Origin of the sequence: Ahniella affigens (genome assembly GCF_003015185.1) — a bacterium.
GTDB classification, from domain to species: Bacteria; Pseudomonadota; Gammaproteobacteria; order Xanthomonadales; family Ahniellaceae; genus Ahniella; species Ahniella affigens.
On the sequence record NZ_CP027860.1, the window covers coordinates 5,938,806 to 5,955,360 of the forward strand.

The 16,555-nt window shown below is 60.4% G+C and carries 17 protein-coding genes; 5 read left to right on the forward strand and 12 right to left on the reverse strand.

Annotated features, from left to right (window positions below):
* Positions 1 to 8 precede the first annotated feature (8 nt).
* From C7S18_RS23275 to C7S18_RS23330, 12 genes are all read right to left on the reverse strand, one after another.
* Positions 9 to 1,913: an ATP-binding cassette domain-containing protein gene (locus C7S18_RS23275; RefSeq protein ID WP_106894162.1), complete on the reverse strand. Its 1,905-nt coding sequence runs from the start codon at positions 1,911 to 1,913 to the stop codon at positions 9 to 11.
* Positions 1,914 to 1,973: 60 nt separating this feature from the next.
* On the reverse strand, positions 1,974 to 3,164 hold the full coding sequence (locus tag C7S18_RS23280; RefSeq protein ID WP_106893831.1) for a glycosyltransferase: 1,191 nt from the start codon (positions 3,162 to 3,164) through the stop codon (positions 1,974 to 1,976).
* A 12-nt stretch (positions 3,165 to 3,176) separates the two neighbouring features.
* A complete protein-coding gene (gene ettA, locus C7S18_RS23285; protein ID WP_106893832.1) occupies positions 3,177 to 4,841 on the reverse strand; it encodes an energy-dependent translational throttle protein EttA in 1,665 nt (554 codons plus the stop codon).
* Between the two features lie 138 nt (positions 4,842 to 4,979).
* Entirely contained in the window at positions 4,980 to 6,014 is a 1,035-nt protein-coding gene (locus C7S18_RS23290; protein WP_106893833.1) for a sulfate/molybdate ABC transporter ATP-binding protein, read from the reverse strand.
* A 291-nt stretch (positions 6,015 to 6,305) separates the two neighbouring features.
* Positions 6,306 to 7,169, reverse strand: coding sequence for a sulfate ABC transporter permease subunit CysW (cysW, locus tag C7S18_RS23295; RefSeq protein ID WP_106893834.1), 864 nt, complete (start codon positions 7,167 to 7,169; stop codon positions 6,306 to 6,308).
* Positions 7,153 to 7,956 carry a sulfate ABC transporter permease subunit CysT gene (cysT, locus tag C7S18_RS23300; RefSeq protein WP_240624064.1) on the reverse strand — a complete coding sequence of 268 codons (804 nt, stop codon included), beginning with the start codon at positions 7,954 to 7,956 and terminating at the stop codon, positions 7,153 to 7,155. Before cysT ends, cysW begins: the two co-directional genes overlap by 17 nt.
* 49 nt (positions 7,957 to 8,005) lie before the next feature.
* The gene (locus tag C7S18_RS23305; protein ID WP_106893836.1) at positions 8,006 to 9,019 is read right to left on the reverse strand and encodes a sulfate ABC transporter substrate-binding protein; all 1,014 of its coding nucleotides are present in this window, start codon (positions 9,017 to 9,019) and stop codon (positions 8,006 to 8,008) included.
* A gap of 13 nt (positions 9,020 to 9,032) precedes the next feature.
* Positions 9,033 to 10,484, reverse strand: a complete 1,452-nt coding sequence (locus C7S18_RS23310; protein WP_106893837.1) for an OprO/OprP family phosphate-selective porin — start codon at positions 10,482 to 10,484, stop codon at positions 9,033 to 9,035.
* Between the two features lie 151 nt (positions 10,485 to 10,635).
* Positions 10,636 to 10,827 (reverse strand): YezD family protein, encoded by a 192-nt coding sequence (locus C7S18_RS23315; RefSeq protein ID WP_206207947.1) that lies wholly within the window; start codon positions 10,825 to 10,827, stop codon positions 10,636 to 10,638.
* The gene (locus tag C7S18_RS23320; RefSeq protein WP_106893839.1) at positions 10,817 to 11,269 is read right to left on the reverse strand and encodes an RrF2 family transcriptional regulator; all 453 of its coding nucleotides are present in this window, start codon (positions 11,267 to 11,269) and stop codon (positions 10,817 to 10,819) included. The genes C7S18_RS23315 and C7S18_RS23320 overlap by 11 nt, the downstream gene beginning before the upstream one ends.
* 160 nt (positions 11,270 to 11,429) lie before the next feature.
* Positions 11,430 to 11,933 (reverse strand): cytochrome b, encoded by a 504-nt coding sequence (locus C7S18_RS23325; protein ID WP_106893840.1) that lies wholly within the window; start codon positions 11,931 to 11,933, stop codon positions 11,430 to 11,432.
* Positions 11,934 to 12,061: 128 nt separating this feature from the next.
* Positions 12,062 to 12,808, reverse strand: a complete 747-nt coding sequence (locus C7S18_RS23330) for a helix-turn-helix transcriptional regulator (protein ID WP_106893841.1) — start codon at positions 12,806 to 12,808, stop codon at positions 12,062 to 12,064.
* A 214-nt stretch (positions 12,809 to 13,022) separates the two neighbouring features.
* Here C7S18_RS23330 and C7S18_RS23335 point away from each other — a divergent pair, with 214 nt between their 5' ends.
* From C7S18_RS23335 to C7S18_RS23355, 5 genes are all read left to right on the forward strand, one after another.
* Complete coding sequence (locus tag C7S18_RS23335; protein WP_106893842.1) at positions 13,023 to 13,760, forward strand: hypothetical protein; 738 nt, start codon at positions 13,023 to 13,025, stop codon at positions 13,758 to 13,760.
* Entirely contained in the window at positions 13,757 to 14,314 is a 558-nt protein-coding gene (locus C7S18_RS23340; RefSeq protein WP_106893843.1) for a GTP-binding protein, read from the forward strand. Before C7S18_RS23335 ends, C7S18_RS23340 begins: the two co-directional genes overlap by 4 nt.
* A 66-nt stretch (positions 14,315 to 14,380) precedes the next feature.
* Positions 14,381 to 15,685, forward strand: coding sequence for a phosphatase domain-containing putative toxin (locus tag C7S18_RS23345; protein ID WP_146152090.1), 1,305 nt, complete (start codon positions 14,381 to 14,383; stop codon positions 15,683 to 15,685).
* A 21-nt stretch (positions 15,686 to 15,706) separates the two neighbouring features.
* Positions 15,707 to 16,114, forward strand: a complete 408-nt coding sequence (locus C7S18_RS23350; protein ID WP_106893845.1) for a hypothetical protein — start codon at positions 15,707 to 15,709, stop codon at positions 16,112 to 16,114.
* A 40-nt stretch (positions 16,115 to 16,154) separates the two neighbouring features.
* The gene (locus tag C7S18_RS23355) at positions 16,155 to 16,553 is read left to right on the forward strand and encodes a roadblock/LC7 domain-containing protein (RefSeq protein ID WP_106893846.1); all 399 of its coding nucleotides are present in this window, start codon (positions 16,155 to 16,157) and stop codon (positions 16,551 to 16,553) included.
* Positions 16,554 to 16,555: the final 2 nt, after the last annotated feature.

A 16,555-nucleotide genomic window follows, 5' to 3' on the forward strand; every position in this document is an offset into this window, starting at 1 on the left:
CACCTAGCTTATCCGTCGAGTTCGGCCCAACGCGCGTACGCAGCATCTAACTCGACCGACGCCTGCGCCAAACGCTGCGCCACGCGTTGAATCTCATCGCGCGGGCCGCTGAAGAAGCCAGGATCGGATTGCAAGGCGTTCAAGCTCGAAATCTCAGTCTCCAGCGCTTCAATCCGCCCCGGCAATTGTTCGAGCTCGCGCGCATCTTTGTAGCTCAGACGCTTCTTTGGTGCCTCTGCCTTTGCAGGCTCGGCAGCTGGTAACGACTTAACCGACTCCGCAACCGCCTTTGCCTCAGCGCGCGCTTTCGATTCGGACGCTGCCACTGACCGCTGCCGCAACCAGTCGCTGTAACCGCCGACGTACTCCTCAATCCGCCCATCGCCCGGCAACACGATCGTGCTGCTGACGACAGCATCGAGAAACTCGCGATCATGCGAGACCAGCAGTACGGTGCCGGTGTATGCCGTCAGCAACTCTTCAAGCAGCTCCAACGTCTCGACATCAAGGTCATTCGTCGGTTCATCCAGCACCAGCAAATTGGACGGTTGCGCAAACAACTTCGCCAACAGCAGCCGATTGCGCTCGCCACCCGAAAGCTTGCTGATGGTTGCGCGTGCGCGATCCGGCGAGAACAGAAACTCCTGCAAATAGCCGAGCACATGTTTGCGCTGACCATTGATCTCAACGAACTCCTGGCCACCGGCGACATTCTCGCAAGCGTTAGCGTTCTCATCGAGTTGGGCGCGATACTGATCGAAATACGCAATCGACAACTGCGTCCCGATGCTCACCGTACCGGCATCGGGCGCGCGCCGCCCCAGCATGATGTTCAGAAGCGTGGTCTTGCCCGAGCCATTGGCCCCAATCAAACCGATTCGATCGCCGCGCATCACCGTGGTACTGAAGTCCTGAAACAACACCCGATCACCATAGCGTGCGGTCACGTTCTCCAGCTCAATGACCTTGCGCCCCGACTGCCCAGCATCAGCCGCCGTCATCTGCACCTTGCCCACGCGCTCGCGCCGCGCCGCACGTTCGCGCCGCAACGCCTCCAATGCGCGTACACGACCCTCGTTGCGGGTGCGGCGGGCCTTGATTCCCTGGCGAATCCACACCTCCTCCTGAGCCAGCAATTTGTCGAAGCGGGCATTCGCTTGCGCCTCGGCATGCGCGCGCTCTTCGCGGCGGCGCAGGAAGTTCTCATAGTCGCCGGGCCAGGACGTGAGCTGTCCGCGATCAATCTCGATAATCCGCGTGGCGAGCGCGCGCAGAAACCGCCGATCATGCGTGACAAAGATCACCGCGCCAGCAAAATCCATCAATTGCTGTTCGAGTCCTTCAATGGCTTCCAGGTCGAGATGGTTCGTCGGCTCATCGAGCAGCAGGACATCTGGCGCGCCGACCAGTGCACGCGCGAGCAGCACGCGCCGTTTCATGCCGCCAGACAATCCCGCAAACGCCACGTCTTCGGGTAAGCCCAAACGCAGCAGCATGCGCTCGACGCGTTGGTTCAGTGTCCAGCCGTTCAAGTTGTCCAATTGCTGCTGCACTTGGCCCATACGGTTGACGTCCATGGCGACGCCGTCGGCCGGATGGCTGAGATGATGAAACTCAGCGAGCAGCGCGCCGACTTGGCCGAGGCCATCCGCCACGACATCGAACACGTCGCCGTGCACGTCGCTCGGAACCTCCTGCACCAACTCGGTCACACGCACGCCATCGGCAAAACGCACTTCGCCATCATCCGGGCGGGCGCGGCCGGCAATCAAGCGGAGCAGCGTGGACTTGCCCGCACCATTGCGACCGACCACACACACCCGCTCGCGCGGCTCCACACTGAAGTTGACCCGCTCCAACAACAAGGGGCCACCGACCGAAAAATCGACATTGATCAACTGCAGCAAACTCATGGACACACTCGCATCAGGGCCGGCGCCGAAGTCGCGCGGCAATCAAACAGCAAAAAGAATTCAAATGGCATTCGGAAACAACGGGTTCAGCCACGCGCGCAACTCTGTGTAGACAGCGAGCAATTCATGCTCAGCGATTGGCGCGAGCAGGATCCGCTCTGGATCCGCCGGGTTACCCGCGAGGGCCGGAAACTTGGCCAGAAAACGATCCGCCTGTGCCTGCCAGCGCGCATCGAAATTGCCGAGTGAGTCGTGGATCAGTAGTAGGTCTTGGGCAATGCCGACGCGATACCCAGCCAAGTGGGCGCGGTAGCTGAAGTCGGTATCGTAGAGATGGAAATGGTCGAAGCGGTCCGCATCAAATCCAACTTGCGTTGCGACGCTGCGGTGGCAAGCCAAAAACACACCGTCCAGTGCCATCGCGCCACCGATGCGCTCGGCGCCCAGCCCATACAAGCTCGCCAGCAGTTGCCCACTCGGATCACGCTGACCAATCTGACAGAACGCATGCCCCGGGCCAGACCACAACGCGCTCGGGCCAGTCAATCGCGTGCATCCAGCGACACCGACCAGATCGAACTGTTGCAGCGCTGAGAACAATCGTGGCGCAAAGTCCGGTCGCGCAAACGCAATATCGTCGTGACAAAACAGCACGTAAGGATGCGAGGTGCCGGCTAGGCCCCGCGCATACGCTTCGGCGAGTGAGCGTGCGTCGTTGATGACCAAGAGCTCCAAATCGACGCCAGCAAAGTGTGCCTGCAGGCTCGCTTCGAAACGTGCCTGTTTGGCCGAATCGATCGAGCATGTCACCACGCTGAGCGAAGGCATCGCACCAGCGGGCCAATCAGCCACATCAGGCAGCGGTGTCTGCCCAGCGGACGCTGCCGCGATCGCCGCTTGCAGCAACACGGAACGCGCTGCGCCAGCATGCGGGTCAATCTGCAAGACCTGTATTGCCGCGTGCGCCGCATCGTTGCAAGCGCCCGTCTTCAGCGAGGCGCTCGCAGCACGCGTCAGTGCCAGAACCCGGTTGGCCCGAATGGTCGGATGTTCCGGCAGCATCCCGAATGCCTGCGCGGAATAGTCCGAGGCCGCAGCATCGTCACCCGTTCGCAGCGCCAAGACGGTCGCCAGATTCAACACATTGATATCGGTCGGCGCGCGCGCGCGCAACACCGACAGCACCGCATCCGCCTCGGCGAACTCGCCGCGCGCGATCATGTCTCGTGCGCGGGCGAGTTCGGCCTGCATGGTCTGCCCGGATCAGGCCTTCAGCGCCTTGAAGCGCAGACGGTGCGGCTGATCGGCATCGGTACCGAGGCGACGCTTCTTGTCCTCTTCGTATTCCCGGAAGTTGCCGGAGAAGAACTCGACGTGCGAGTCGCCTTCAAAAGCCAGAATGTGCGTCGCGATACGATCAAGGAACCAGCGGTCATGCGAGATCACCATCGCGCAACCCGGGAACTCGAGCAACGCTTCTTCCAACGCGCGCAGCGTTTCGACGTCGAGGTCGTTCGACGGTTCGTCGAGCAGCAGCACGTTGCCGCCCTGCATCAGGGTTTTGGCCAAGTGCAGACGACCGCGCTCACCACCCGACAACGAGCCAACGAGCTTCTGTTGATCGGCTCCCTTGAAGTTGAAGCGGCCAATGTAGCCACGCGATGGCGTTTCGTACTTGCCGACCGTGATCATGTCGCGACCGCCCGAAACTTCCTGCCACACGTTATTGTCGGCATTCAGCGAGGCGCGACTTTGATCCACATACGCAACCTGCACCGTCGAGCCCATGACGATCGTGCCCGAATCCGGCTTCTCAGCGCCCGTGATCAGTTTGAACAGGGTTGACTTACCGGCGCCGTTCGCGCCAATGATGCCGACGATCGCACCGGCTGGAATCTTGAAGCTCAGGTTGTCGATCAGCATGCGATCGCCAAACGATTTGGACACGCCCTTGAACTCGATGACCAATTCGCCCAGGCGCTCGCCTGGTGGGATATAGATTTCGTTCGTCTCGTTGCGTTTCTGGTAGTCGACGGCGTTCAGCTCTTCCAGGCGATTCAAACGCGCCTTGCCCTTGGACTGCCGGCCCTTGGCATTCTGCCTGGCCCACTCAAGCTCTCGTTTGATGGCTTTCTGGCGCGCGCTTTCGCTGGATTCTTCCTGCTGCAAGCGCTGATCCTTCTGCTCCAGCCAGGACGAGTAGTTGCCCTTCCACGGAATGCCGCGACCGCGATCGAGCTCGAGGATCCACTCGGCGGCGTTATCGAGGAAGTACCGATCATGCGTGACGGCCACGACCGTGCCGGGGAAACGCACGAGGAACTGCTCCAACCAGGCCACCGACTCGGCGTCCAAGTGGTTCGTTGGTTCGTCGAGCAGCAGCATGTCGGGTTTCGACAGGAGCAGCTTGCAGAGCGCGACGCGACGCTTCTCACCACCCGACAGCGTGGCGATCTTCGCGTCCCAGGGCGGGAGATTCAGCGCATCGCCAGCAATATCGAGTTGATGATCGAGATTATGGCCATCGGCCGCCGCAATAATGGCTTCCAGCCGCGCCTGCTCGGCCGCCAGCTTGTCGAAATCAGCGTTTTCGTCGCCATACGCAGCATAGACGTCTTCGAGCTTCTGCTTGGCCTCGGAAATTTCGCCCAGGCCTTGTTCCACCTCCTGGCGCACCGTGTTGTCCGGATTCAGCTCCGGCTCCTGGGCCAAAAAGCCGATCTTCACGCCCGGTTGTGGCCGCGATTCGCCGTTAAAGTCCGTGTCGACCCCGGCCATGATGCGGAGTACCGTGGACTTGCCCGAGCCATTCAGGCCCAAAAGCCCGATCTTTGCGCCGGGGAAAAACGACAGCGAAATATCCTTGATGATTTCGCGCTTCGGCGGCACCGTCTTGCTGACGCCGATCATGGTGTAGATGTATTGCATGGCGAGTCCGCCTTCCAAGTGTCAAACAGTCCGCCATTGTCGGTCCTAGGGGGTAGAGCCGACAAGTCGGAGACAGCGGGAAATGCGGTCGGATCAGGGGCTTTGGTGCCAATCGGGCCCAATACGCCCCCCCGATGGCTAGACCGGAAAGGCTTGGTACTGACGCAAGGCCAAGCCAACGCGGCTGCCGATGGCTGGCAAGGCCTGATCCAAGGGCCATTGCACCTCGATCTCGCCGGCCTCGGCACTCAGGCGAGCCTGCACCGTATGCCGGCCCGGCAGGGCGCGGGCATGCAGTACTTCGGCCTCCAAGTGAGCTGCATCCGTTGGTACCAGATCACTCGGCCGAAACAGCAACTCGGCCGGCCCTTGGTTGGCGGTGCGCACCGGCAAGGGCTGCAACAGCCAGCCAGACGTGAAAGCCTGGCCATGAATCCGACCGGCCAGCCGGTTGCTTGGACCAAGAAACTCGTAGACGAAGCGTGACCGTGGGTCGCGATGCAAGGCTTCGGGCGTACCGACTTGCTCAATGCGACCGTGGTCCATGATGACCACGCGATCGGCGAGTTCCATGGCTTCGTCCTGATCATGGGTCACGAACAAGGTGGTGATGCCGGTGTCATCGTGGATACGCCGGAGCTCCCGGCGCAGGTCCACCCGCACCCGAGCATCGAGCGCACCAAACGGCTCGTCGAGCAAGAGCACGCTCGGTTCAATCGCCAAAGCCCGCGCGAGTGCAATGCGCTGCCGCTGACCGCCCGACAACTGGGCTGGCAGATGATGCGCGTGAGTCTTCAATTGCACCAGACCGAGCAAGTGTTCCACCCGCTTGCGGAGGTCCGCCTCACTCGGGCGTTCCGACCGCGGCTTGGCGCGCAGGCCAAAGGCGATGTTCTCGAATGCGTCCAGATGGGGGAACAGCGCATAGTGTTGGAAGACAAAGCCAACCCGCCGTGCCGCCAAGCTCAGCGTGCTCGCATCACGATCGCCAAAATGAATACTGCCGCGATCGGGTACCGCCAGCCCGGCGATCAGGCGCAGCAAGGTGCTCTTCCCGGAACCTGAAGGCCCGAGCAAAGCCAACAGCTCACCGCTTTGCACGCTGAGGTCCAGATGGCGCACGGCGTGAAATTGGCCGAAGTGCTTGTCGATTCCGGTAAGGGTCAGTTGCATGGTGGGTCTCGTTCAAATGGATGTTCTAGTTACTTGATAGATTGCTGGTGCAACAAACGATTGGAGATGGCGCGGAATCTGGGCCAGCACTGACGCCGCTGTATCGCAAGTAGCCCTCTCCCCAGCCCTCTCCCACTCGCGTGGGAGCGGGAGCATTTCTTCCTCCCCCGCGATCGCGGGGGAGGGCTGGGGAGGGGGTTACTTGCGATCAAATCTGTCGCTGTCCCAGAGAAACGGGAACCCATCAAAACCATAGGGCTTGCGGTGGTTGAGCAACGTGTCATGGCCATCTCAATGGCCAACTCGTTTGCGGGCCAAAGCCGTGCCATGCCGATGCTCCAACCACGCCTTCAACACGAGTGTGAGCAAGGCCAGCACCATCAACAAGGAAGCCACGGCAAACGCGGCACTGAACAGGAACTCGTTGTAGAGCGTCTCGACATGCAGGGGCAGCGTGTTGGTCTGGCCGCGAATATGACCAGACACCACTGACACCGCACCGAATTCGCCGAGCGCACGCGCGTTACAGAGCAGCACGCCATACAGCAAGGCCCAGCGAATGTTCGGCAAGGTCACGCGCCAGAACAACGTCCAGCGGCTGGCACCGAGTAGCGCGGCGGCTTCCTCCTGATCGGCGCTTTGCTGCTGCATCAAAGGAATGAGTTCGCGCGCGACGAAGGGCAGGGTGACGAATAACGTCGCGAGTACGATGCCGGGCACGGCAAAGATGATTCGATAATCGTGCTCGATCAACCAGGCACCGAACCAGCCTTGTGCGCCAAACAGCAAGACAAAGACCAATCCCGCGACCACCGGCGAGACCGAGAACGGCAAATCGATCAAGGTCAGCAGCAGTTGTTTGCCGGGAAAGTTAAAGCGCGTCAGGGTCCAGGCTGCAGCCAAACCGAACAGTGCGTTCAAGGGCACGCTGATGGCCGCGATCAGCAGACTGAGCTTGAGCGCGGCCCAGGCATCGGGCTCTTGGAGCGCCTGCCAATAGGCGTCCACGCCACGCGCCAAGGCTTCGACAATGACGACGGACAAAGGCAACACCACGAGTCCACCAATCAGCAGCAGTGCGACGGCGATCAAGCTCCATTGCAGCCATTTCGGTTCGCTCAATTCGCGAACCGGGACATCAATTGACGAGGCCACGGGACCACCTCTTGTGCAGCAGGTTGAGTAGGAACAACGCAACGAAAGAGCCGAGCAGCATCAAGACGGCAATCGCCATCGCGCCCTGATAATTGAACTCCTCAAGCTTGATGACGATCAGCAACGGCGCGATTTCAGAGACCTTTGGTAAATTGCCGGCAATGAAGATCACCGAGCCGTATTCCCCGACGCCGCGTGCGAACGCGAGCGTGAAGCCGGTGAGCAATGCCGGCCGAAGCTGCGGCAGCAGTACCTTGCGAACCGTCTGCCAGCGACTGGCGCCAAGCGTGGCAGCCGCTTCCTCATGCTCGCGGCTTAGCTGCTCCAGTACCGGCTGCACGGTGCGAATCGTAAACGGCAAGCCCACAAAGATCAGGGCCATGACAATGCCCAGTGGCGTGTAGGCGATCTGGACGCCGAGCTGACTCAACGGTTCGCCGAGCCAACCGGTTGGCGCGTACAGCGCCGTCAAAGCGATACCCGCGACGGCGGTTGGCAGCGCAAACGGCAGGTCAACCAGGGCCTCGACCAACAAGCGCCCCGGAAAGCGATAGCGCACCAGCACCCAGCTGATCAGCAGTCCGATCGGCACATTGATCAGCGCCGCGATCAACGCGGTCAGAAAACTCAAACCCAGCGCATGCTGGACCCGGGCATCGCGAACGATGCCGACCCATTCCTGAACACTCAAGCCCAGTGCGCCAATCAGTAGGGCCGCCAAAGGCAGCAGCACCAACAAGCTGAGCCAAGTGAGTGTCCAACCCAGGCTGAGGCCAAAGCCGGGCAGGGGCCCGGCTGAGAACCTTCTCGTTCGACCCGGCACCCGGCTCGCCTGTTCAGCGAGACTGGGATTGGGCAATGACTTGATCGAAACTGCCGCCATCGGTGAAGTGCCCCTTTTGTGCAGCGGCCCAGCCGCCGAATTCCTGGTCAATCTGGACCAGTTCCAGGGCCGGGAACTTGCCGAGCAGCGCCGCATCCACCACGTCCGGTCGGGAAGGCCGGAAGTGATGTTTGGCAGCCAACTGCTGGCCCCGATCCGAATACAGAAAATCAAGATAAGCGCTCGCCACCGCCCGCGTGCCTTTGCGATCGACGACTTTGTCCACCAACGCGACCGGCGGTTCGGCGAGGATGCTCAAGCTCGGCACGATGATCTCGAATTGCCCCGGTTGCTGAGCGAGCACCAGGTGCGCCTCATTTTCCCAACTGATCAGGACATCGCCGATACGACGGCTGGCAAAGGTGGTGGTTGAACCACGCGCACCGGTGTCGAGAATCGGCACGTTCGCAAACAGGCCAGCCAGATACGTCTTGATCGCCGCTTCATCGCCGTTGAAATGACGTTTGGCCCAGGCCCAGGCGGCAAGGTAATTCCAGCGCGCGCCGCCCGAGGTTTTCGGGTTCGGCGTGATAACCGACAGCCCCGGCTTGGCCAAATCCTGCCAATCCTTGATTGCTTTCGGATTGCCCTTGCGAACCAAGAACACAATGGTCGACGTATAAGGCGCCGAGCGATTCGGGCGCTTGCTTTGCCAGTCTGCGGCGAGCAGTTTGGCCTTGTCGGCGATGGCATCAATGTCGAACGACAGCGCGAGTGTCACCACATCGGCGGCGAGGCCATCGATGACGGCGCGGGCCTGTTTGCCCGAGCCGCCGTGCGAGGCACTGACGGTAACCGTATCGCCAGTTTGTTTTTGCCATTGTGCGGCGAATTCCTGATTGACGTCTTGATAGAGCTCGCGGGTTGGGTCGTAGGAAACATTGAGGAGTTCGATGTCTTTGGCCGCTAGTCCCGTCATAGGTCCGATGGCAGCCAGGATCAGCAGGGTTTGCAAGAGACGTTTCATGTCAGGCTCCAGATCAGAAGGCGAATTGCAGGCGGGTGAACACGGTGTCTTCCACACGACGATCAGCGCCAGCGGCAGCGCCGCCATCGAAATCGGTATGCGTGTGGTTCAAGACCAGCTTCAGATTGCTGTTCAAGTACCAGTTCAAACCCAGGCCATAGGCTCTTGCTTTTGTTGCGGCGGCATTGGCATCGGCGAAGATGGGGAAGGCGTCGTCATCGACATCCAACTCGCCCACGCGCCCGACCAGCTCAAACGCACCCCATCCATCCTGCCCCAGCACGAATGGGCGAAATGGCCGCTCGACGCCCTTGTAACTCGCCGGCTCACCGGTCAGTACCCAGCTGCCCGTGACCTCCCAAGCTTCGTTCTTCAATGACGTCTGCGACGCGATCTGGTTGTTGACGATCAGTTCTTGCTCGGACGTGATGTACTCCGCCTGCAGGCCCAATTGGTTGCGATAGAAATACGCTTGCGGGCTCAGCCGAAGATGACTGCCGCGTGCGGCCACCGTGCTCCGGTAATTGAAGAACTGCTGCTGGCCTGGGCTGCGATAGCGCGGCAGAAACGCATTGCCGCTGCCATCCTTGTCGCCTACGCTCGCGGCGATTCCGAAGCCGAGGCCAGACAGCGCATTGGCGTTGGCCTTCCAGGGCTCGAAGAAGATGCGGCCTTCCCATTCCAGATTGTCGTCGGCATCGACGGCCGTGGCATTACGACCGTCGGGGGCGCCATTGAATGCGCCAATGGCATAAGTGATCTCACCCTTGTGCAGTTCTCCGAACAACTGCGCACCCAGTTCGCGACTCGGCGCCAATTCGGTCGGAAAAGCGCGTTCGATCATCGCGATCGCATTCGCCGACTGCAGGCGCTCCAGGCCGATCGGGCCCTTGAGCTTGCCCACCCGCAGGGAATACGCCGGATTGAAGCGCACATCGACATAAGCGTCGATCAGGCTGGTCTGGTCCTCGGCGAGTTCGGGTGTGATGCGAAAGCCGATGAGCGAGCCAATGCTTCCTTCCAAGCTGGGACGAAGGCGACGGAATAGGGAAGTGTCGCTACCGGCATTGATGCCATCGTCGATAAACGCGCGGTAGTCAAACTGCGCCAAGCCTTTGAGCTTGATCTCGTATTCACCAGCGCCTGCGGACTTGATCGACAAACCCTTTTCATTGACGGCCACGACTGGCGTGATCGGCGCTTTGGCTGCCGCGTCTTCCTGCTGAATCTCCAGCTTGCGCTCGAGAATGGCGAGGCGCGTACTGAGCTCACTGATGATTTGTGCGCTGTCGGCACTGGCGTCTGTATTCGGGGCTGATGCGGACGGGCTAGCGTCGCTCTGGCCCAATTTCGCTTCCAGGCGCGCCAATCGTTCCAGGACGGCATTTAGATCCGGCGCGCTGTCTGCGGCCAGGCTCACTTGGCTCAGGCTCAATAGCCCAAGCGTAGTCCACCAACGGTTCATCGAGGTCTCCTATGATTTTGATTCGGCACCGGCTGTATTGGTCCGGTGTTCCGATAGAAGGTCCTCCCGTGGTCGGGTCGGCCTGGGACAAGCGCAACGCGATCAGGTCGCGTTGAACGGGGAAATGTGGGCATCGTCGCCATGGTCCGGCTCACGACTTTGCCTGTGCTGTGTCGAACCGATGTCGCTCGGTACGTACGACCTGCACGATGCGCGCCTGATGCAAGACCACCTCGACGGCGCCAAACTGGGTCTCGCGAATGGCATCAATGACGGCACGCTCTTCAAGGGTCAGCGTGGTCAACAACAGCGGGGTGGCAGAACGATGCGTATCAGTGCGCACGGGCATGCTCCGAAACAGGCAGGGCAGTAGGACGGGTTCTCAGCAAGTCAGCGAGACTGCGATGGTCGAGCACTTCGGCCATGGCCTGACGGACATCGCCCATGACCGCGCGCAGGCTGCAACGCGCCGGGTCGGGGCAATCCGCGCAAGGCTCATAGGCACTGACACTCGCACAGCGAATGGGTGCGAGTGGGCCGTCGATCAAACGAATGACCTCACCGACATAAATGTGCTGGGCCGCTCGGCTCAAGCGATGTCCGCCCTGGGCGCCGCGGGTGCTGTCGATCAATCCGCCATCACGCAGTTCAACCAGGATGGTCTCCAGGAACTTGCCAGGCACTTCGGCGGCGACCGCCAGGGCATGCGCTGTCCAACGCGAACCGTTGGATGCGGCGAGCACTTCCAGGGCACGTAGCGCATACTTGGCTTTCTTGGACAGCATGGAATTCCCACTGGGTTGGTAGGAATTCAGTCTATGCGAGGCTGAACCGCGCCGTGATGAGCATTCGCGGTGAGCTTATGCCCGGGCGTTTGGTGCGGGGTCGGGCGGCGTCAACGGCGCGCCACCTTTGTGCCAACCAAGCCCCTTTGTGCCAAGAAGCTCAGAGCAATCGCTGCATCAGCGGTTGTCGATCCAGGAACTGCCGCTTCAGGGCCCCCAGGACGTGCAGCGCCAGCAGCACCAAAAACACCGTGCCGAGTACCTCATGCACTTCGTGCAGCGTGTGCGCAAACGTCTTGTTCGGAGCCACGAGCGTCGGCAAATCGAACCAACCGAAGAACGACACCGCGCGTCCACCAGCCTGTCGCCACAACACACCGCTGATCGGCAGGGCAATCATGATCATATAGAACAGAGCATGGACGAGCGCCGCAACGCGATCGGGCAACGTCTTGGTAGCACCGGTATCGGGCGTTTCGCCAGTCAACCGAGCCAGGAGTCGGATCAGCGCGAGTGGCAAAACCAGTAGTCCGAGCGACACATGGTTGCGAACACCAAGCCAATCATCCCAGTTGCCGCTCGCCCACTGAACGATCAGCATTACCGCCATCAGCCAATGCAGGCTGCGCACTGGGATGGGCCATTTCTGAATGGAATGGGTCATTGCCGGCTCCACGTGAGGTCTGCCATCAGGCTTACACGGCACATTCTGCCGAAATCACGCTGGACTGGCTTTGATCAGAATCAAGTCGCACCGTGCTGCCACACCAGGCGGCGCGAACCGACGTCGGTTCAAGACCCGATTGCGGTCAGATCAGCGTTGGCACGGACATCGCTAGCATCGTCGCCTTCGCGCAACATGCTGATCAGATGAGTGGTCTTTTCAAACAGCCCGAGGCGCCAGGCGACGGCTGCAACCACCAAGTCCTGGCGATTCCGTAGGCCAAGCTTGTTCTTGATCCGCGCGCGATGCGTTTCGATGGTCTTGGTGCTGACGCCGAGTTTGTTCGCGATTTCATCGGGGCCGATGCCCTCGCTGATCATGGCAAAGATGGCGAGCTCCTTCGGCGAGAGGTGCTGCTCCAACGCACTTTCCGGGCGCCTGATGAAACAGCCCTGACAGCGGAAGTCCCGTCCGTGGTCACAAGTGACACTCTTCATCAGCGCCGATTCGATCCGTTCGGATGGTTGATCAAGATCGACCCAGCCGCACGCCGGCCCATGCCGATAGTGATGCATGATCAGTGGTGGCTTGCCGATCGCAACCAGCAGGGTGCGCTTTGGAATGGAGCAGCGTTGCCGATCGAGTCGGTCCAGAAAGGCCTCGGCCCCAAAGGCGTCGGTGACCAGCAGATCAATCGTCGTACGTTGCATTCCACTTAGTTGGCGATACTCAGCGAAGCACCCGGCATGCACCAACGTATTCGGGATCCGCTCGACCGTTTGCACGACCCCTCGACGCAGGATGGCATTGAGCATTCGTACGAATACAACAGTTGGAGCTTGCGCCTCTGTCGGCGTGTCTTGATGACTCTTCATGGTCTCAACAATGCCGCAATTATCGATATGCAACTGAAAACAAACTGGTTCCTATTGTGATTCACCAACCGACACAGTTCCGTCGGGGAAACCCCGATAGCGATGGCATTGGCAATTCAGCAACCTAGTCCCGTCGGGTGCAACAAGGCTGCAGGGAAATGCAACAGCCTTTGTTGAACTGTTGCCATGTGATTCGAAGAGCGGAGAGCTGTCCATGATGAGTGTGTCGATCCCGAAGCCCATCACGGACACGCCGACAGACGGTTGGCTGCAACACAAGCGGCAGTCACAGCACTTTGACGTCAGCGAGTGCCTGCTGGGTGCGATCCAATTGGCACAACGAGAATCTCGCGCGGTGGTGCTCGTCGCAAATCAGCGCAGGTTGTTTCGAATTGATGCGAGCACTCGCCGCTTTTCATTGCTGGATCGCGCGATCAAACCAGGCGATTGGTTGACCCCGGTCCATCAGACCGAAATTCTGACTGCCGAACACCGCTCGGTCGAATCCATTGGCCACGCTAGTGGCGATCTCTCCGATTTGCTGTGGGACGCGGGCTATCACGGCAGCCAAGGGCGTTTGCCGATGGGCGCGCACCCCTACGATGTCATTCAACTCCAGCAATGGCCGAATCTGACGCGGGTGGCGCATGGTCCGGACACCGCGCGGATCTGCGCCCTGTTGGTGCGCTCGCGCGCAACGGTGGCAATGGTCTCACGATGGCTCAAGGTACCGATTGAGGACGTCCATCGCACGTATGCCGCAGCCTCTGCCGCAGGTCTCGTGTCCCTTCGCTTCTCGGGGGCGAAGCTCGATCGTGCGAATGAGATGGAATCGCGACGCGATGCGTCTGACGACACCTGCAACCCGTCAGGAGAGCAATCTGCACCGCCAGCTGTATCCGGGTTCAGCGGCTTCTTGGGCCGAATGGTCGCGCGGCTTCGAAAACTATGATTGCGCAAACACAACATCACAAAATTCTGTTTGCCGGCCCGGTGGGTGCGGGCAAGACCACAGCGATTGCGGCAGTCAGCGACATCGATGTGGTGAGCACGGATACCGCGGCAACCGATGACGTGCAGAGCCGTAAGGCCAATACGACGGTGGCGATGGACTTCGGCACGATTCAGGTCGACGAGAAGCTGAGCATTCGTCTCGTTGGCACGCCTGGCCAGGTGCGATTCTCATTCATGTGGGAGATTCTCGCGCAAGGTGCGATCGGACTCATCATTCTGATCGACACGGCACGTCCGGACCCGATCGCTGATTTGCATGAGTATCTGCAGCATTTCCAGTTCTTGATGGGACGGCCAGAGGTTGCGACCGCAATCGGTCTGACTCGAATGGACCTCGGTCGCGGGCCACCGCGTCAGACTTATGTGGATGCGCTGAGCAAGCACGACTTGTTGTTGCCCGTGGTCGAAATCGACGCACGCAATCGTGAGGATGTTCGAGAAGTCTTGTTGATTCTGGCCGCCATGCTTGAATCGACGGCGCGGGGGCATTGATTGCGCGACGCTGTGGTGTGCCTCCTGGACATCCGAGCACTGGGTCTCTGCTACGGGAATCGACTCGTGCTGTCCGACCTGTCTCTGCAAGTTCAAGCTGGCGAAATGCTTGCGCTGATGGGGCCCATGGGGAGTGGCAAGTCGAGCCTTCTGCGCGTGCTGGCCGGGATTGCGCAGCAGAACGCTTCGGCCAAGCTATGGGGTGACCTTCGGTATCAAGGCCAGGCCCTGGGTCAGGGCCCTTATCCAGCTCTGGTATCGCAGAACGCGCGGATGTTGACGGCAAGCGTTCAAGAGAATCTTGCGAGTCACCTACCCAACCGTGGGCAGCTGACGTGGCACGAGCAACGTGACCGCATCGTCCATCATCTCGAATGCAGCGGACTTGGCAGACTCCGAGGGCATCTCCAAATGCCAGCGGTTGAGTTGGATTTGTGCGAGCAGCGGTTGCTTGCTATTGCAAGGCAGAGCATTGCCGCGCCTGCGCTGCTGTGTGTTGATGAGCCGACCGCTGGTCTCGACGATTCTGGTGCCGAGCGGGTGATGGCCGCGTTGCATGCGCAGCAGCCGCAATCAGCAATCCTGATTGCGTTGCATCAGCAAGATCTTGCTAAGTCTCATGCGCAGCGCGTCGCCCTGTTGGCCGGTGGTCGAATTCAGGAGATCGCCGATGCCCGGCAGTTCTTCGAGTCACCGGCATCGGTTGCAGCACGTGCATTCGTTGGCACCGGAACATGCTTGGTCGCCAGTCCGGATGCGGATCCGGCATCGTTGGACGACGACACACCACGGCCGCCCGCCCTGCCACCGTTTGTTCGCGAAGCGGTATCCGCATGGGCTGGACCCAGAGGGTTCGTCTGGCTGGAGCGCGGTCGTCTGGCGGGAACCCCGCAGCCCGGTGTCTTTGATGATCTGGATCGCGATCTGGATGCACTTGCCCGCGTGGGGGTCACGAAGCTGCTGACTTTGCTGGAGCGGCCGCTGTCTTGTGAGCAGGCGTTGCGCGCTCGCGGCATCGAGGCGACGTGGGAGCCGATCGCAGATATGGACGCGCCGGAGTTCTTGCAGTGTCTCAGAATCTGCCAGCTGCTTGATCACTGGCTGACCGAACGGCAAATCGTCGCCGTGCATTGCCGTGCCGGTCATGGCCGTACCGGCACGGTTCTGGCCGCCTATCGAATCTGGCGCGGACAAACGGCCATTGACGCAATCGATGGCGTCAGGCAACTCGAACCCAAGTGGATCCAGTCGGCCGCGCAAGTGCGGTTTCTGAACGATTTCGCCCACTGGGCTCAGCAACTTCCGAGTTCGGCACACGCCGATCGTCACGTGTACTTACCCCACGCGGCTGGCGTGGGTCCCAACCCGTAGCACCATACCGAGGAAACACCCATGAGCAATCTCGATGCTGCCCTGCAGAAAGCCATCACCACCATTCCAGAATGCGTAGCCGCCGGCTATGTGGACCTCAGCAGCGGCATGTTGCTCGGGGTAAAGACCGTCGACTCGCATCCCAGCGAAGTGATGGACCTCCTTGCTGCCGCGACTTCAGACATGTTTCAGGGCCCGAACGTTGTCACGATCGAGCGCATCTTCAAGAAGGCACGTGGCGTTGCGGACACGGGGCAGCACTACTTCCAGGAAATGATCGTCAACAGTGAAAACCTGATCCACGTGTTTGCCCGCTCGCGGAAGAGCCAGGAACAGGTCGCGTGCTTCGTGTGTCGGAAGTCGGCGAATCTTGGGATGGTGCTAACCAAAGTACGTAGCGCGATGCCTGAAATTGAAGTCTCGATCTGATCCTGTCTGCCCGCAATCGCGTCGTTACTGAGGGACCCCTGTGTCCGAACTGCCACTTGGCAAGATGACCAGCATCACGTTGTCACAAGTTCGCTCTCTGCTCCGCGGCGCTATCGCCGCGGTGCCAGAGTTGGACTCGATGGCCGTCATGACTGGTGATGGCAACATGATCGCGTCGGTGCTGTCTGCCGGCGTGAATACCGAGCGCTATGCAGCGATGTGTGCGTCCCTTCTGATGTTGGCTGAACGCGCCTCTTCCGAAATTGAGCGCGGCGATCTGCAGCAGCTACTGGTCGCAGGTCATCAGGGTTCAATGCTGCTCGTACGAGTCAACCAGCAAATTGTGTTGGCCGTATCCTGTGGTGCCCATGCTCAGCTGGGCCGGATTCTGATCGAAGCACGCAAGACCGCCGAAAAGCTCGCCGAGATGCTGGCCTAGCG

Coding starts and splice junctions, on each gene's coding strand:
- ettA (WP_106893832.1), bottom strand. CDS start 4,841: ATGCAATACATCTACACCATGATCGGCGTCAGCAAGACGGTGCCGCCG.
- C7S18_RS23275 (WP_106894162.1), bottom strand. CDS start 1,913: ATGAGTTTGCTGCAGTTGATCAATGTCGATTTTTCGGTCGGTGGCCCC.
- C7S18_RS23310 (WP_106893837.1), bottom strand. CDS start 10,484: ATGAACCGTTGGTGGACTACGCTTGGGCTATTGAGCCTGAGCCAAGTG.
- C7S18_RS23335 (WP_106893842.1), top strand. CDS start 13,023: ATGATGAGTGTGTCGATCCCGAAGCCCATCACGGACACGCCGACAGAC.
- C7S18_RS23290 (WP_106893833.1), bottom strand. CDS start 6,014: ATGCAACTGACCCTTACCGGAATCGACAAGCACTTCGGCCAATTTCAC.
- C7S18_RS23340 (WP_106893843.1), top strand. CDS start 13,757: ATGATTGCGCAAACACAACATCACAAAATTCTGTTTGCCGGCCCGGTG.
- C7S18_RS23305 (WP_106893836.1), bottom strand. CDS start 9,019: ATGAAACGTCTCTTGCAAACCCTGCTGATCCTGGCTGCCATCGGACCT.
- C7S18_RS23330 (WP_106893841.1), bottom strand. CDS start 12,808: ATGAAGAGTCATCAAGACACGCCGACAGAGGCGCAAGCTCCAACTGTT.
- C7S18_RS23325 (WP_106893840.1), bottom strand. CDS start 11,933: ATGACCCATTCCATTCAGAAATGGCCCATCCCAGTGCGCAGCCTGCAT.
- C7S18_RS23320 (WP_106893839.1), bottom strand. CDS start 11,269: ATGCTGTCCAAGAAAGCCAAGTATGCGCTACGTGCCCTGGAAGTGCTC.
- C7S18_RS23350 (WP_106893845.1), top strand. CDS start 15,707: ATGAGCAATCTCGATGCTGCCCTGCAGAAAGCCATCACCACCATTCCA.
- C7S18_RS23280 (WP_106893831.1), bottom strand. CDS start 3,164: ATGCAGGCCGAACTCGCCCGCGCACGAGACATGATCGCGCGCGGCGAG.